Source organism: Couchioplanes caeruleus, from assembly GCF_023499255.1.
Classification (GTDB): Bacteria; Actinomycetota; Actinomycetes; order Mycobacteriales; family Micromonosporaceae; genus Actinoplanes; species Actinoplanes caeruleus_A.
In genome coordinates this window covers 4,154,778-4,169,326 of sequence record NZ_CP092183.1, presented here as the reverse complement: position 1 = coordinate 4,169,326, position 14,549 = coordinate 4,154,778, and the positions used below count along the sequence as shown (strand labels likewise).

The following is a 14,549-nucleotide window of genomic DNA, read 5'->3' as shown; positions in this document are numbered from 1 at the left end:
ATGGAACTGCGCAACCCCCTCGGCGTGCACGCTCTGGTCTGGGCCGGCGACACGTCACCGGACTCCGTCGCGTACGCCATCGGCCAGACCGCGAAGACCGGCTTCGACCTGCTCGAGTTCTCCCTGCACGACTCGCTCTCCATGGACGTGGCCGGCACCCGCGCGCTGCTGCAGGAGAACGGCCTCGCCGTCGCCTGCTCGCGTGGGCTCGCCTTCGACGCCGACGTCTCCAGCACCGACTCCGCCGTGGTCGAACGCGGCGAGAAGCTGCTGCACGACTCCCTGACCATCACCCACGAGCTGGGCGGCACGCACTTCACCGGCGCGCTCTACAGCGCCCTCGGCAAGTACGGCGCGCCGCTGTCCGCCCAGGGCCGCGCCAACGTCGTCCGGGTCCTGCAGGGGCTGGCCGCCGAGGCGGGGACCCGCGGCATGACGCTCGGCCTCGAGGTGTGCAACCGCTACGAGACCAACGTGATCAACACGGCCCGCGACGCGCTGCGCCTCGCCGACGACATCGGGGCCGACAACGTGCTGGTGCACCTGGACACGTACCACATGAACATCGAGGAGGACGACCTCGTACGGCCCGTGCTCGAGGTCGGCGACCGGCTCGGGTACGTGCACATCGGCGAGAACCACCGCGGCTACCTCGGTTCCGGGCACCTCGATTTCACGTCGTTCTTCCATGCGCTGGCCGACATCGGGTACACCGGACCGGTGACCTTCGAATCGTTCTCCTCGGCCGTGGTCGCCGCCGGCCTCTCCAACGACCTGGCGATCTGGCGCAACCTGTGGACCGACGGCGAGGACCTCGCCCGGCACGCCCGCGCGTTCCTGGCCAACCAGCTGACGGCCCGGCCCGCATGACCGGCGCCACCGGCGGCCCGCTCACCTTCGACACGCTGGTCGAGCGGGCCCGCGGCCTGGTCCGGGACGGGCGCCGGGCGGTCCTGGGCATCGTCGGCGCGCCGGCCGCCGGCAAGACCACGCTCGCCGAGGAGCTGGTCGCGGCCATCGCCAAGGACGCGCCGGAGGGCTGGGTGGCGCACGTGCCGATGGACGGCTTCCACCTCGCCGACGTCGAGCTCGAACGGCTCGGCAACCGCGACCGCAAGGGCGCGCCGGACACCTTCGACGCCCTCGGGTACGCGGCCCTGCTGCGCCGCCTGCACGAGGACATCGACGAGGTCGTCTACGCGCCCGGCTTCGAACGCGTCATCGAGCAGCCCGTCGCCGGCGCCATCCCGGTGCCGCGGGCCGCCCGGCTCATCGTCTCGGAGGGCAACTACCTGCTCGTCGACGACGACCGCTGGTCGCGGGTCCGGCCGCTGCTCGACGAGGTCTGGTACGCCGACCTCGACCGCGAGACCCGGCTGCACCGGCTGATCGACCGGCACCGCCGCTTCGGCAAGGACGAGGCGGCGGCGGTCGAGTGGGCCACCGGCACGGACGAGCGCAACGCCGCGGTGATCGCCGCGACCCGCGACCGCGCCGACCTGCTCGTGCCCGCCGCGCTGATCCACGCCATCGGGACGCCGCCACCACCGATCGGCTGAGCGGGCGTGGCAGACTTTGCTGCGTGTCTGTCGGTGAGTCCGTCGAGACCGAGCCGCGGCGGCGGCCCGGCCGGGCCGTACGCTTCGGCCTGATCGTCACCGCCGTCCTGCTGCTGCTCTTCGGCGTACCGTGGTGGACCCTCGCCTGGGCCGGCAACCGCTGGCCCGGCGCGGTCTTCGCGGCGCTGACGGCCGTCTTCGTCGTGGCCGCCGCCGCCTTCCCGGCGCTGATGTTCAGCGGCCACGGCGCGCGCCACCGCGACGGCCCGGCCCGCATCGCCGACACCCTGCTCGGCGTGGTCTGGGTGCTGTTCGTCTGGTCCGTCCTCGGCAACGTCCTGCGCGCGGTGCTGGCCGCGGCGGGCGTCGCCGATCCCGCCCGGTCCCGCATCGTCACCGCGGTGGTCGCGCTCATCGCGCTGGTCCTGCTCCTCTGGGGGTACGCGGAAGCCATGCGCGTCCCGCGCGTGCGCCGCATCGACGTGGTGCTCCCCCGCCTCGGCGCGGGCCTCGACGAGCTGCGTCTCGTGCTGCTCACCGACACCCACTACGGCCCGATCGACCGCGCCCGCTGGTCCCGCCGCGTCACCGGGGTCGTCAACTCGCTGAACCCCGACATCGTCGCGCACACCGGCGACATCGCGGACGGCGAAGTGGCCCAGCGCCGGGAGCAGGCGGCCCCGCTCGGCGACATCCGCGCCCGCCTGGCCCGCGTCTACGTGACCGGCAACCACGAATACTTCAGCGGCGCGCAACGGTGGGTCGAGCACATGGCCTCGCTGGGCTGGGAGGCCCTGCACAACCGCCACGTCGTCGTGACGCGCGACGGCAGCAGCCTCGTCGTGGCCGGCGTCGACGACCGCACGGCGGCCGGCTCGGGCGTACCGGGACACCACATGGACCACGAGGCGGCCCTGCGCGGCGCCGACCCGGACCTGCCGGTCCTGCTCCTGGCCCACCAGCCGCACCAGATCGGCGGGGCGGTGGCGCACGGCGTCGACCTGCAGATCTCCGGCCACACCCACGGCGGCCAGATCTGGCCGTTCCACTACCTGGTACGCCTGGACCAGCCGGTGCTGCAGGGCCTCAGCCGCCACGGCGACCGCACGCAGCTGTACACGTCCCGGGGCACGGGCTTCTGGGGGCCGCCGTTCCGGGTGTTCGCCCCCAGCGAGATCACCCTGCTGACCCTGCACTCCCACTGACGAGCCGCTCGCCCGGCAACGCCGTCACCGCTGGACGTCATCCTGAGCCGGACCGTCCGCCGGCCCGTGGGACGTGCCCGGATCGGCCTTGTCGTCCACCGGCACGCGCGGGGTGGCCCGTTCCTGCTGCACCTGGATCTCCACGGCCAGGTCGTAGGTGTGCGGCCGGAAGATCATGTCCACCGGACCGGACATCTGATGTCCCACCCCGCGCCGGCGCACGCGCCTCGCGAGCCAGGCCAAGCCGGTCATGACGCAGCCGAGGACGACGACGAACACCGCCCAGGACACGACCTGTTCCATGCGGTAAAGCTACGCGCTGCGCCCGGCCTCCGGCTGTGGCATGCTCGGCCTCCGCGCCGACGGAAGGTGCCCCTGTCGTGAACGCTCGCGTGCCCGGCACCGCCGCACGACTCGCCCGCCTCATCGGCGGGCTGCTCATCGCGGCCACGGTCGGGTGGGTGACGGCCGGCCGCCGGGGCTGGGTGTTGGGCGTCCTGGCCTTCCTCGTCTACGGCCTGCTGATGAGCCTTGCCGCGCTCTTCCCCGCCGACCTGCGACGGTGGTCGGCGCGACATCTGGTCCTCGACGCGCTCGTCATCGTGCCCCTGGCGTTCGTCGCGCTGTTGCTGATCCCGCCGCTGCCGTGGTGGGCCGCCGCGCTGCTCGCGATGGGGGCCGGCGCGGTCTTCGTGCCCGTGTCGGTGCGCCGCCGGAGCCGGCTCACGTACCGGCCGGGCAACTGAGGGCCGGCGGACGGGTCATCGCGACAGCTCCGGGAACGCGGCGCGCACGTCGGCGAAGAGGCGGCGGTATCCGTCCTCGCCGTGCGCGCCGGCCGCCGCCCAGAGCGCGTTCAGGGCGGCGGTCATCGGTGGCCGGTCCGCGAGGGCGAGCAGCGCCGGCAGGGCCGCGTACCGTTGGGCGGCCTCGAGCTTGCGGCCGTTCGCCATGGCCTCCGGCAGCATGACCGTCCTTTGTGGAACGGCTGGGTCCAGGGGGCCCACTCCTCGGCCGGGGGCATCCTCTGCCCGCGGTCCGCCGCAGCCAGCGCCGCCACGACCTGCGGCAACCGGTCGAGCCCGGCGACGGTGACCGCCCGGCCGGCCACCCAGCGCGCCACGGCGGCGCAGGTCTCGTCGTCGGTCTCGGCCAGCGCGAAGACGAGGTCCGCGTCGAGGTGGTCCACCGGGCCGGCCCGGCGGCCGGCGTCACGCAGCCGCTTGCCGGGCACCCGGTCACCCCACCGCAGCCGGTCCTCGGCGCGCTGCGCCTCCGCCTTCGCGCGTGCCCGCTTCTGCGCCTTGCGCCGCTTCGCCTGCGCCCGGTCGGCGTCCGTCACCGCCGGCTTCGGGTTCGCCCGGTGCCAGGACGCCGCGACCTGCGAGGTCTGCCGCCCGATGCGGTCCGGCTCGGCCTCCGCGGGCCAGAACTGCAACACGTACGCGTCGACGATCTCGTCCTTGCCCGCGGTGTCCTGACGCCGGCCCTCTTCCATGCCTCTCGCGCAGTAGCGCACCCGATAGTCACCGGGCGGCAGCTTCGCCGGGTACGCCTCACTCATCAGCCCGCGTACCCACAGCTTCTTCGCCCGGTGCCGGAACGAGACCTCGACGGCCTCCTCCCACTCGTCGCCCAGCGGCGGCCGTCCGGTGTGCAGTTCCACGCGGAGGCTCACGTACCCGGTGTGCAGTCCGGTCACCAGGGTGAGGAATCCACGGGCGGCGGCGCCGCAGAGGCCGTTGACCTGGCCGCGCCAGAACGCTTCCGGGTCGTCGCCGGGCTCGGCGCCCGGGCCCACCTCGACCGTCGCGCACGACACGTGGATCGCCCGGTCCAGCAGGACGGTCGCCGTCATCCGGACCCCCATCTCGCGGCGCGAGCGGCCATTGTGCCAGTCCGTGGATCACCGCAGGCACGCGCCGGTACGCAGAGCGCCGGCAGGGTCGAGCGGGACGGCGCTGCTGCGCGTTGCGGTCCGGTGGCGGTCAGGCGGGTGTGTCGCCGGACAAACCGTCGAAGGCTGCGGTCGCCTCGTGGTCGAGCCGGATGCGGGCGACCGCGACGTTGTCGGCGAGGTGGCCGAGGTCGCGGGTGCCCGGGATGAGCAGCGTGGCCGGGCTGTGGCCGAGCAGCCAGGCCAGTCCCGCCTGGGCCGCGGTGATGCCGAGCCGCGCCGCGTGCCCGGTCACGACCGGGTGGTCGGTGACCTTGGGGAAGCCGTCGAAGGCCGAGCCGAGCGGGAAGTACGGCACCCAGGCGATGCCGTGCGCCTCGCACTCGGTCAGCACGTCCTCGTGGCCGCGGGCGAGGACGTTGTAGAGGTTCTGCACGCAGACGATGCCGGCCGGGACGGCCTGCCGCACCTGGGCGAGGCTGACGTGGCTGAGGCCGATGCCGCCGATCTTCCCCTCGTCGCGCAGGGCGATGAGCTCGGCGAGCTGGCTGTCGAGGTCGACCGCCTGGTCGCCGGTGGCGGTGATGCCCGGTGGCACGTCGGCACGGCGGATGTTGACCACCGCCAGCCGCTCGGCGCCGAGGGCGCGCAGGTTGTCCTCGACGGACGCGCGCAGCTCCGCGGGCTTCTGCGCGGCGGTCAGGCGCCGGGCCGGATGGGTCACCGCGCCGACCTTCGTGACGATGCGCAGCTTCTCCGCGTACGGATGCAGGGCGGTCCTGATCAGGTCGTTGACGCGGCCGTCGCCGTAGAACTGGGCCGTGTCGATGTGGTCGACGCCGAGCTCGACGGCGCGGCGCAGCACCGTGACGGCGTCGGCCGGGTCGCCGTGCTCGAGTTGCATGGCGCCGAAGCCGACCCGCAGGACGTCGTGGCCGCCGAGCTTGCCGTACGCGTACGCGGGGGTGGTGTCCATGGTGGCGGGCCTCCGGATACGATGGAAGTAAGCGGAACCGATTCCGCTTCACCGGCCGACCCTAGCAGAAGTGGAATCGATTCCGCTTGTGAGGAGACACCGATGCCCGAGCGGGAGCGACAGCCCGGCGCGCGCCGGGACGCCCGGCGCAACCGGGAGCGGATCGTCGACGCCGCCACGCGCGCGTTCAGCGGCCCGGGACCGGTGAAGATCGAGACGATCGCGCAGGAGGCGGGGGTCGGCGTCGGCACGCTCTACCGCAACTTCCCGTCGCGCGAGGCGCTGGTCGAGGAGGTCTACCGCAGCGAGCTGAACCGCCTCGGCGCCATGGCCCCCGGCCTGCTCGCCGAGCACCCGCCGGCCGCCGCGATGCGCGAGTGGATGCGCCGCTACCAGGACTTCGTGGCCACCAAGCAGGGCATGGCCGAGGCGCTGCGCGCGGTGATCGCCACCGGCGCGATCACCTCCGGCCAGACCCGCGCCCACCTGGAGGGCGCCATCGCCGCGATCCTCGACGCGGGCCGGGCCGACGGGAGCCTGCGCACCGACGTGGCGCCGGCCGACATCTCCGCCGGCATGGCCGGGACCATGCTGGTCGCCGCCGACCCCGCACAGGCGGCGCGGATGCTGGACCTGCTGGTGGACGCCCTGCTGGCCCGTTGAGCGACGAATCCGCCGGTCAACAGCCGGACGTGACCGCGCGCAGCTCGGCCGCCACAGTCGCGACCAGGTCGGCGAGCGGGGATCCGCCGCCGGACCCGAGCCAGCGGGCGAACGCCACCCGGAAGACCGTCGCACCGGACTCGGTGGCCAGGGTGGCCGTGACCTCGTCGACGCCCCGGGCGCGCAGGGCGGTGGCGACCGCCGCCGCCAGCGAGCCGGTCTTGCGCAGCTCCCGCTCCGTCAGCTCGGGGCTGCTGTCGATGATGGACTGCCGCAACCGGACGGCGTCCAGGCGGTCGGCGAAGATCTCCTCCGCCACGCGCCGGTAGGCGGCGACGACCGTGTCGAAGGGGGCGGCGTCGCTCTCGGCGACCGCCGTGACAAGTGTCTGCTCGAGGAGCTCGCTGCCACTGAAGAGCGCCTCGCGCTTGTCGCCGAAGAGCCGGTAGAAGGTGCGCTTGTCGAGGCCGGCGCGGGCGGCGATGTCGGTCACCGTGGTCTGGTCGAAGCCGCGCTCCGCGAACAGCTCGAGGGCGGCCGCCGCCAGGCGGCCGCGCGCGTCGGGCTGCCAGCGGGCCATGCCGACCAGCGTATCCGATGTCACATCGCGACATCGATGCCGGGCATGTCACTTTGAGACATCGGAGCGTACCGTCATGTCGCATAGTGACATCAATGCTCGGGAAGGACATCACGATGCGCGTATTCGTCACCGGCGCCTCCGGCCACCTGGGGTCGGCGGTCCTGCCCGACCTCCGCGCCGCCGGCCACCACGTCGTCGGCCTGGCCCGCTCGGACGCCTCCGCGGCCGCCGTCGAGAAGCTCGGCGCCGAGGCACGCCGCGGCGCCCTGGCCGACCTCGACCTGCTGCGGCGGGAGGCGGCCGCCTCCGACGGCGTGATCCACCTGGCGTTCCGCCACGACCTCATGATCTCCGGCGACCTGGCCGGCGCCGCCGGCGCGGACCTCGCCGCCCTCCGGGCCCTGGCCGACGGCCTGGACGGCTCGGGCAGGCCCCTGGTCGGCACCAGCGGCACGGCCATGCTCGTGACCGGCGGCGTCACCGGCCGGGCCGGCACCGAGCGCGACGTCTTCCCCGGCGGCGGCTACCGCATCGACGCGGAGAACTTCGTCGCCGGCCTCGCCGGGCGCGGCGTGCGCTCGTCGATCGTCCGGCTCGCACCCACGGTGCACAGCTCGCTCGACCACCGGGGCTTCATCCCGATCATCATCGCCGCCGCCCGCAGGAACGGGTACGCGGCGTACGTCGGCGACGGCGCCAACCGGTGGCCCGCCGTGCACACCCTCGACGCGGCGGTCCTCTACCGGCTGGCCCTGGAGAAGGCACCGGCCGGGTCGAGGCTGCACGGGGCCGCGGAGGAGGGCATCCCGTTCCGGGACATCGCCACCGCCGTGGGCCGCGCCCTCGACCTGCCCGTCCGCAGCATCAGCCCCGCCGAGGCGGAGGACCACTTCGGCTTCCTCGCGACGTTCGCGCAGCTGGACAACCCGGCGTCGGCCGCGATCACCCGCGAGCTGCTGGGCTGGGAGCCGGTGCAGCCGGGCCTGCTCGCCGACCTGGCCGAGGGCCGCTACACCGCGGCGACGCGATAGACCGCCCCGCCGCTACGGCGCGGTCACACGGTAGACGGCGCCGGCCAGGTCGTCGCTGACGTACAGGGCACCGTCCGGGCCCTGTACGGCCATCACCGGCCGGCCCCAGCGCGAACCGTCCCCGGCCTGGAACCCGGTCAGCAGGGTCTGCTGCGGCCCGAGGGTGCCGTCGCGCCAGGCGAAGAACGACACCTCCGGCGCCCGGGGCGGCTTGCGGTTCCACGAGCCGTGCACGCCGACCAGGGCGCCGGGGCCGTACGCGCCGGGCAGGCCCGGTCCCGTCGCGAAGCTCAGGCCCAGCGGCGCGGAGTGCGCGCCCATGCCCTGCTCGACGGGGGGCAGCGCCGCGCAGTCGAGCTTCGCACCGTCGGCGTTCGTCTCGACGTCGCGCACGAACGGCCGGTGGGTGTAGCTCAGCGGCGAGTCCTTCTGGCCGGGCTGCAGGTCGGGATCCGGGTTGCAGTACGGCCAGCCGAGGTCGCGCCCCTGCGTGAGCCGGGCCAGCGGCTCGAGCGGATGGTCGTTGACGTACCAGGTGAGGACCTTGCCATGGTCGTCGCCGTCGTACGGATAGGCGATGTTGTCCCGGTTGTTGACGGCCGTCCAGACGCCGCCGCCGGGGTCGACGGCCAGCCCGGTGCCGTTGCGGACACCCCGCGCGAACACGGCGGCCGGCCCGCCACCCGGCGGCACCCGCAGGATCGACGCGCGTTGCGGGCTCGCGTCGCGGTCCCCGGCCGAGATGTTGCCCGTGGAGCCGACCGAGACGTAGAGCGCGCCGTCACGCCCGACCGCCACGCTCTTCAGCGCGTGGGCGTACGCGCCGCCCAGCTCGGGGCTCTTGGCGTCGGGCAGCCCGCCGACGACGACCCGCTTGCCGGACACCGCGCCGGCGGCGTACGTGAAGCCGTCCACCTGGTCGCTCTCGGCCAGGTAGAGCGTGCCGCCGGCGAACGCGAGCCCGTGCGGCTGGTTGAGGCCGCCGACCAGGGTGCTCGCGGCCGGCGCGGCGCCCGCGGCGCCCGGGGCGAGCGCGACGACGTCACCGAACTTCGGGCGCGACACCAGCAGCCGCCGGTCCGGGGTCCACGCCAGCAGCCGGGCGCCCGGCACCCGCGCCCACACCTCGACGGTCCAGCCGGGCGGGGCCTGCAGGCGGCGCGGCTCGTCGAACGGCGCGGCGCCGGTGCCGGCGAGCGGGCGTACGGTCGTGGTGGCCAGCGCGGGCACCTCGGCCTGGCCGGAGGCGGACACGGTGGCCCGCGGCGCCGAGCCGGACGCGGAGTCACCATCGGACGAGCAGGCCGCCAGGGCGAGCGCCATGCCACCGGCCACGAGCCCACGCGCGAGGGTCTTCACCGCTGCATCTCTACCCGCCGCTCCCGTCGGCATGCAACCGTCAGCGGCCGAAGCGCAGCCGGAAGTCGTCCAGCACCAGCGACAACAGCGGTTTGCGGCCGGCCAGGTACGCCAGCCTGCCGTTGCGGTCGGGCTCCCACGAGATCCGGGCGGAACGCAGCGCCGTACGCCCCCGCACCGGCGTCTCGACCGGCGTGCTGCCGCGGGCCTGGCGCAGCCGCATCGGGGCCGGCCAGCGTCCCGGCCATCGGCGGCCCGGGCGGATCACCGCCGTCGCGATGCCGGCCGCGGACGCCGCGGGCGGGTCGATCGCCAGTGTGGCCAGGTCCTTCGGGATGGCCCACAGGGAGCGGCCGCCGTCGCGGGAGGCCTCGCTGTCGACCCAGATGTCGAGGATCGACACCCGCAGGTCGCGCAGCAGCACCGCCGTGAGCAGCTCGCGGTAGTGCAGGGTGCCGCCGGGCTCGTACCGGACCCACGCGGCGCCGAGCAGCACCCGGCCCGCGACGGTCAGCGGGCGGAGGCCGCCGGGCAGCGGGGGCAGCGCGGCGGCCGGGGGCGCGAACACCGACAGGTACAGGCGGCCGCGCAGGTTCCAGGGCGACGGTGGGTGCATCACCTGCAGGCCAGCCGCGCGCCCGCCCAGTCCGCGTGGTCGTGGGCGTTGCCGTCGCCCGCGTCGCTGACCCGCAGCTCGAGGGTCTGCGCGCCGGAGAGGTCGATGGAGACGGGCGTGGCCGCCGCGGCCCCGGTCAGCACCCCGGACTCGTAGCGGCGTTCGCCGTCGAGCCACACGGAGAACACCACGGAACCGTCGCTGCCGGTCTCGTCGTCGACGCCCAGGTCGGCGCGCAGGCGGGAACAGTCGCCGCCGAGCGGGACGGTCACGGTGGAGGCCGCGTGCACCCCGAGGCCCTTCGGGTACGCCGTACCCGCGATCGTCAGGGGCCCGCCGTCGCCCGCCGCCTGTTCGCCGTTGCTGTGGTCCTTCTCCACCGGTCCCCACCCGTTGGCCGTGGCCGTGTACGCCCGGTCGCTGAGCCACGACCACCCGGGCGGCAGCGGCGCGGTCGTGGTGGCGGTGGCGGTCGTCGTGGACGTGAATCCGGTCGGGGTGGTCGTCACGGCCGTCGCCGTCAGCTCGTACGTGCCGACGTCGGTGCCGGCGGGCGCGGTGACGCGGAACGTCGCGTGGGCGGGGGTGCCGTACGCGACGTGGCCCAGCTCGGCGGTCCGCGGCTCGACCGTCCAGCCCTGCGGCGCCGCCAGCCGTACCGTGGCATCGGTGAGCCCGGCCGCGCACCGGGCGGTGACCGTCACGGTGACCGGTTCCGCGACGCCGGGCCGCACCTCGCCGTCGGTGGCCATGGTCAGCGACGGCGGGCACGGCGCCGGCACGTCCGAGTCCGGCACGCCGCCGGCCGCCGCTTCGGGGTGCGTCAGCGGGCGCAGCACGAGGTCCTGCGCGTACGGCCGGTCCGGCGCGAGACGGTACGGCGCCAGCACCGAGTTCGGCGTCTCGCCCATGCCGGTCTCGCCCGCCTCGGCGTGCAGCGTCACCCAGTCCGGGTTGCGCACGAGCGGCAGCTGGTGGTCGTACTCGGCGCGGTCGAGCTGGTCGTACGCGGTGACGCTGACGTCCTTCATGCCGCCCACGATGAGCCCGGCGCGCCCGTCGGTGAGCGAGGCCCAGCGCGCGTCGGTGTGGTTGCCGTACGCCTGCGGCCGGGAATAGCGCACGTACTCGCCGCCGACGGTGCTGCGGTACACGCCCATCGGCGCGCCGCTGCGACGGTCGTTGTACGACTCCTGCGGCCCCCGCCCGTAGTAGGCGAACCGCTGCATCTCGTCGGGCACCTGCATCGACAGGCCGACGCGCGGCAGGTACGGCAGCTCGCCGAGGCGCGGTCCGGACGGCACGACCTCCTGACGCAGGCTGATCGTCCCGCGCCGGTCGATGCGGTAGCGCAGCGTCTGGTCGAAGGCGATGCCGTTGCCGGTGGAGCGGCTGTGCACCTCCACCACCGCGGCGTCGTCCTCGGTGGACGTCCGCACCCCCGTGACGCTCGTGGTCAGCGCGTCGAGGCCGGTCGCGTGCCACACCCGGCGGTCGTCGGTGCCCCAGTCGTACGTCTCGTTGCTGGTCGGCGGCCGGTACACGTCCAGCCGGGGGCCGCCGTGCAGCAGCTCGCGCCCGCCGGCCCGCATCGACGCCAGCTCGCCGCCGTCGAACCGGTACGCGAACCCGCGCCCGGACACGGTGACCGTGCCGTCGTGGCTCGTGAGCGCCGGCGCGCCGGTCACGGGAACCGGCAGGACGCCGGGCACCGCGCTGCCGCCGACGGCGAACTGGTCGTGCCCGAGCACCCAGCCGCGCCGCGCCCAGGCCCGGTCATGCGTGCTGAGGGCCGCCGCGGTGAGGAACCGTTCGCGGTCCTCCGGGTTGGCCGGCGCCGCGCCGAGGTCCAGGTCCACCGACTCCGACGGGCCGAGCCGGACCGTCCGCGTGCCGGAGCGCAGGGTGCGTTCCTGTTCGGTCAGCGCCCACCGCAGCCGGAACTCGAGCGTGCCCGCCTGCTGCTCGTTGTGGACGCGGATCTTCCCGGCAGCCGCGTCGACCGCGCTGATCCGGACCGGGGCCTGCGCCCACGCCATCTCGGCGGTCTCCGGCTGCACGTACCGGTCGGAGCCGACCAGCCCGTCGGTGCCGGACAGGCTGATGCCCAGGCTGAGGAAGTCGCCGCGGCGCTGGGCGGTGTCGAAGTCCAGGGCGAGCACCGGCTCCCGGTCCGCCGGCCGGTCGGGGGTGACGGCGGCCGGGTAGATGCGCACGTCGTCGACGAGGCCCCGGGCGAGCCGGGCGTCACGCAGGTCGTTGTCGCGCTGGGTCTCGGCGTTGTGGCCGATGTTGACCTCGAACAGGCCCGGGTCGACCGCTGCCGTACGCGCCGTCGTGGCCACCTGCGTGCCGTCGATGAACAGGCGCAGCGCCGAGCCGTCGTACACGCCGGTGACGCGGTGCCAGGCGCCGTACCAGTCCGCCGGGACGTCCGCCGCGGCGGTGGTCCAGCCGCCCGCGTCCACGCCGAACTCGAGGGTGTCGCGGTCACGCATCTGCAGGGCGTACCCGCGGCCCTTGGTGATGATCGGGAAGCTGCCGGCCCACTCCCCCGGCCTGACCCACGCGTCGAGGGTGAGCGGCCCGGTCAGGTCGAGGCTGCGGTCACGGAAGACGTCGACGAAGTCGTCCAGGCTGGACAGGCTGACGGCCTGGCCGCGATGGCCCGGCACGAGGGCGGGCTTGCCGACGAAGAACGTCTGCAGGTGCCCGGGTGAGGAGTCCGGGGTGAAGACCAGTGGCTGGCGCAGGTTCTGCTCGGCCCAGTCCCAGATGAAGCCGCCCTGCATGGACGGGTACTTGCGGGCGAGCGCCCAGAACTGGTCGAAGTTGCCCAGGCCGTTGCCCATCGCGTGGGCGTACTCCCCCATCACGATCGGCTTGGCGCTGCTCAGCGTGCGGGCCTCCAGCCGCGCCGGCGTCGGGTAGCGGGGGCCGTCGACGTCGGCGTACGGTGCGTCGCCGTCCGGGTTGTTGGACTGGTGGTAGAGCAGCCGGGTGGGCTCGTTGGCGTCCGCCCACGCCGCCATCGCGAAGTGCGCGGCGCCCAGGCCGGCCTCGTTCCCGGTGTCCCAGAAGATGACGCTGGGGTGGTTCTTGTCGCGCTCCACCATGGCCCGGAACCGGTCGGCGAACGCCTTCTGCCACTCGGGGCGGTCGGCGAGGCAGACCGACGGGCAGCTCTCGTGGTTGTGCGTCTCGATGTCGACCTCGTCGTCGACCCACAGCCCGTGCCGGTCGGCGAGGTCGTACAGGTACGGGTCCGACGGGTAGTGCGAGGTGCGCACGGCGTTGAGATGCAGGCTCTTCATCAGGAACACGTCGGCCCGCTGCTTCTCCCGGGTCACGTGCCGGCCGGTGTCCGGGTCGGTCTCGGCCCGGTTGGTGCCCTTGACGAGGATGCGCTTGCCGTTGACGAGGATCTGCTTGTCGCGCACCTCGATCTCGCGGAAGCCGACGGCCTGCGCGGTGGTGTGCATCGCCCGGCCCCGCGCGTCGAGCAACTGCAGGACCAGCGTGTAGAGGTTGGGGTCCTCGGCGCTCCACTTGGCCGGGTCGGCGACCGGCGCGGAGAGCGTCACGCGTCCGACACCCGCCGCGGCGCTGACGGTGGTGACGGTCCGGCCGCGGCCGTCCAGCAGGGTGCCGCGCACGGTGAAGGCGCCGGCCGCGCCGGCCACGTCCACCCGGGCGGTGAGCTGCGCGTCGCGGTGGGAGGCGTCCAGATCGGTCGTCACGTACGCGTCGCGCAGCCGGGTCTGCTCGGTGCGGTACAGCCACACGTCGCGGAAGATCCCGCTGTAACGCCACTGGTCGTAGTCCTCGAGGTACGCGCCGGAGCCCCAGCGGTGCACCTGAACGGCGATCGTGTTGCGACCCGGATGCAGCCGCTCGGTGACGTCGTACTCGGCCGGGGTGTAGCCGCCCTGGTCGTAGCCGACGTACGCGCCGTTCACCCAGACCAGGTAGTTGCTGGTCACGCCCTCGAAGCGGAGGAACACCCGGCCGCCGCGCCACGACGCGGGCAGATCGACGGTCCGCACGTACGCGCCGGTCGGGTTGACGTCGCGCGGCACCCGCGGCGGGTCGTCCGGCACGATCTCGGAGGGGATGTTGCGGAACATCGGGTGGTCGATGAAGTCCGACTGCCAGGTGTGCGGCACGCGTACGGACGGCCAGCCCGACGCGTCGAAACCGGCCTGGTGGAACGCGGCGGGGACGTCGTCGGGCTTGTCGAACATCTTCAGCCGCCAGCTGCCGTCGAGGCTGCGCACGTACGGGCTCGGCCCGTCGTGGTCGGTGACGTCCGCGACCGCCTGCGCGACCGAACCGTACGGCCGCAGGTCGGCGTGCGGCTCCTCCTGACCCTCGGCGGTCAGCTCCGGATCCTCCAGATAGCGGTACACGTCCTCGACGGTCTGCGGCCCGCTCCCCGCCACGGGGGCCGCCGGTGCCGCGTGCGCCGGCGCGGCGACGAGGGAAGCGCACAGAACCAGGGCAACGGCGGCGGCGGTACGGCGCATCCAGACGCTCCTCGCGATCGGCGGCACATCGACCGTCACTGATCCTTTCCCGGCGCCGGAAACCTGTCAATACGGGCACTGTCCGAAATAGGCACCCGGGCAGCGGGCCCGCGCACGAGCGCGAGCGTGACCCA

General features: G+C 74.2%; 13 protein-coding genes. 6 read left to right on the top strand and 7 right to left on the bottom strand.

The genetic code is table 11. The annotated features are described in order from the left end of the window. Genes COUCH_RS19160 through COUCH_RS19150 form a run of 3 tightly spaced genes read left to right on the top strand, consistent with a single transcriptional unit; the run spans position 1 to position 2,764 of the window. Positions 1 to 870, top strand: a complete 870-nt coding sequence (locus COUCH_RS19160) for a sugar phosphate isomerase/epimerase family protein (protein WP_249613460.1) — start codon at positions 1 to 3, stop codon at positions 868 to 870. After that, the gene (locus COUCH_RS19155; protein ID WP_249613459.1) at positions 867 to 1,559 is read left to right on the top strand and encodes a nucleoside/nucleotide kinase family protein; all 693 of its coding nucleotides are present in this window, start codon (positions 867 to 869) and stop codon (positions 1,557 to 1,559) included. The genes COUCH_RS19160 and COUCH_RS19155 overlap by 4 nt, the downstream gene beginning before the upstream one ends. 23 nt (positions 1,560 to 1,582) lie before the next feature. Further along, on the top strand, positions 1,583 to 2,764 hold the full coding sequence (locus COUCH_RS19150) for a metallophosphoesterase (RefSeq protein WP_249613458.1): 1,182 nt from the start codon (positions 1,583 to 1,585) through the stop codon (positions 2,762 to 2,764). Between the two features lie 24 nt (positions 2,765 to 2,788). On the opposite strand, the gene COUCH_RS19145 is transcribed toward COUCH_RS19150, so the two are convergent. Then, positions 2,789 to 3,067 carry a hypothetical protein gene (locus COUCH_RS19145; protein ID WP_249613457.1) on the bottom strand — a complete coding sequence of 93 codons (279 nt, stop codon included), beginning with the start codon at positions 3,065 to 3,067 and terminating at the stop codon, positions 2,789 to 2,791. Positions 3,068 to 3,144: 77 nt separating this feature from the next. On the opposite strand from COUCH_RS19145, the gene COUCH_RS19140 reads away from it, so the two are divergent. Next, positions 3,145 to 3,510: a hypothetical protein gene (locus tag COUCH_RS19140; RefSeq protein ID WP_249613456.1), complete on the top strand. Its 366-nt coding sequence runs from the start codon at positions 3,145 to 3,147 to the stop codon at positions 3,508 to 3,510. A 122-nt stretch (positions 3,511 to 3,632) separates the two neighbouring features. On the opposite strand, the gene COUCH_RS19135 is transcribed toward COUCH_RS19140, so the two are convergent. Both COUCH_RS19135 and COUCH_RS19130 read right to left on the bottom strand, forming a co-directional pair. Then, complete coding sequence (locus COUCH_RS19135) at positions 3,633 to 4,622, bottom strand: hypothetical protein (RefSeq protein ID WP_249613455.1); 990 nt, start codon at positions 4,620 to 4,622, stop codon at positions 3,633 to 3,635. A 130-nt stretch (positions 4,623 to 4,752) separates the two neighbouring features. Beyond that, positions 4,753 to 5,637: an aldo/keto reductase gene (locus tag COUCH_RS19130; RefSeq protein WP_249613454.1), complete on the bottom strand. Its 885-nt coding sequence runs from the start codon at positions 5,635 to 5,637 to the stop codon at positions 4,753 to 4,755. A gap of 102 nt (positions 5,638 to 5,739) precedes the next feature. Here COUCH_RS19130 and COUCH_RS19125 point away from each other — a divergent pair, with 102 nt between their 5' ends. Beyond that, a complete protein-coding gene (locus COUCH_RS19125; protein WP_249613453.1) occupies positions 5,740 to 6,300 on the top strand; it encodes a TetR/AcrR family transcriptional regulator in 561 nt (186 codons plus the stop codon). Between the two features lie 16 nt (positions 6,301 to 6,316). On the opposite strand, the gene COUCH_RS19120 is transcribed toward COUCH_RS19125, so the two are convergent. Continuing rightward, positions 6,317 to 6,880: a TetR/AcrR family transcriptional regulator gene (locus COUCH_RS19120; protein ID WP_249613452.1), complete on the bottom strand. Its 564-nt coding sequence runs from the start codon at positions 6,878 to 6,880 to the stop codon at positions 6,317 to 6,319. Positions 6,881 to 6,996: 116 nt separating this feature from the next. Between COUCH_RS19120 and COUCH_RS19115 the strand changes: the two genes are divergently transcribed. Further along, a complete protein-coding gene (locus tag COUCH_RS19115) occupies positions 6,997 to 7,914 on the top strand; it encodes an SDR family oxidoreductase (protein WP_249613451.1) in 918 nt (305 codons plus the stop codon). A gap of 12 nt (positions 7,915 to 7,926) precedes the next feature. On the opposite strand, the gene COUCH_RS19110 is transcribed toward COUCH_RS19115, so the two are convergent. The 3 genes from COUCH_RS19110 to COUCH_RS19100 are packed head-to-tail and all read right to left on the bottom strand — an operon-like array spanning position 7,927 to position 14,415. After that, positions 7,927 to 9,273, bottom strand: a complete 1,347-nt coding sequence (locus tag COUCH_RS19110) for a PQQ-dependent sugar dehydrogenase (protein ID WP_249613450.1) — start codon at positions 9,271 to 9,273, stop codon at positions 7,927 to 7,929. Positions 9,274 to 9,313: 40 nt separating this feature from the next. Beyond that, the gene (locus tag COUCH_RS19105) at positions 9,314 to 9,889 is read right to left on the bottom strand and encodes an acetoacetate decarboxylase family protein (protein ID WP_249613449.1); all 576 of its coding nucleotides are present in this window, start codon (positions 9,887 to 9,889) and stop codon (positions 9,314 to 9,316) included. Continuing rightward, positions 9,889 to 14,415, bottom strand: coding sequence for a glycoside hydrolase family 2 TIM barrel-domain containing protein (locus tag COUCH_RS19100; RefSeq protein WP_249613448.1), 4,527 nt, complete (start codon positions 14,413 to 14,415; stop codon positions 9,889 to 9,891). The genes COUCH_RS19105 and COUCH_RS19100 overlap by 1 nt, the downstream gene beginning before the upstream one ends. Positions 14,416 to 14,549 lie beyond the last annotated feature (134 nt).

What these genes read in the sequence shown, in the direction of transcription:
- COUCH_RS19160 (WP_249613460.1), top strand. Translation starts at nt 1, where the DNA reads ATGGAACTGCGCAACCCCCTCGGCGTGCACGCTCTGGTCTGGGCCGGC.
- COUCH_RS19155 (WP_249613459.1), top strand. Translation starts at nt 867, where the DNA reads ATGACCGGCGCCACCGGCGGCCCGCTCACCTTCGACACGCTGGTCGAG.
- COUCH_RS19145 (WP_249613457.1), bottom strand. Translation starts at nt 3,067, where the DNA reads ATGGAACAGGTCGTGTCCTGGGCGGTGTTCGTCGTCGTCCTCGGCTGC.
- COUCH_RS19135 (WP_249613455.1), bottom strand. Translation starts at nt 4,622, where the DNA reads ATGACGGCGACCGTCCTGCTGGACCGGGCGATCCACGTGTCGTGCGCG.
- COUCH_RS19130 (WP_249613454.1), bottom strand. Translation starts at nt 5,637, where the DNA reads ATGGACACCACCCCCGCGTACGCGTACGGCAAGCTCGGCGGCCACGAC.
- COUCH_RS19125 (WP_249613453.1), top strand. Translation starts at nt 5,740, where the DNA reads ATGCCCGAGCGGGAGCGACAGCCCGGCGCGCGCCGGGACGCCCGGCGC.
- COUCH_RS19120 (WP_249613452.1), bottom strand. Translation starts at nt 6,880, where the DNA reads ATGGCCCGCTGGCAGCCCGACGCGCGCGGCCGCCTGGCGGCGGCCGCC.
- COUCH_RS19115 (WP_249613451.1), top strand. Translation starts at nt 6,997, where the DNA reads ATGCGCGTATTCGTCACCGGCGCCTCCGGCCACCTGGGGTCGGCGGTC.
- COUCH_RS19105 (WP_249613449.1), bottom strand. Translation starts at nt 9,889, where the DNA reads ATGCACCCACCGTCGCCCTGGAACCTGCGCGGCCGCCTGTACCTGTCG.
- COUCH_RS19100 (WP_249613448.1), bottom strand. Translation starts at nt 14,415, where the DNA reads ATGCGCCGTACCGCCGCCGCCGTTGCCCTGGTTCTGTGCGCTTCCCTC.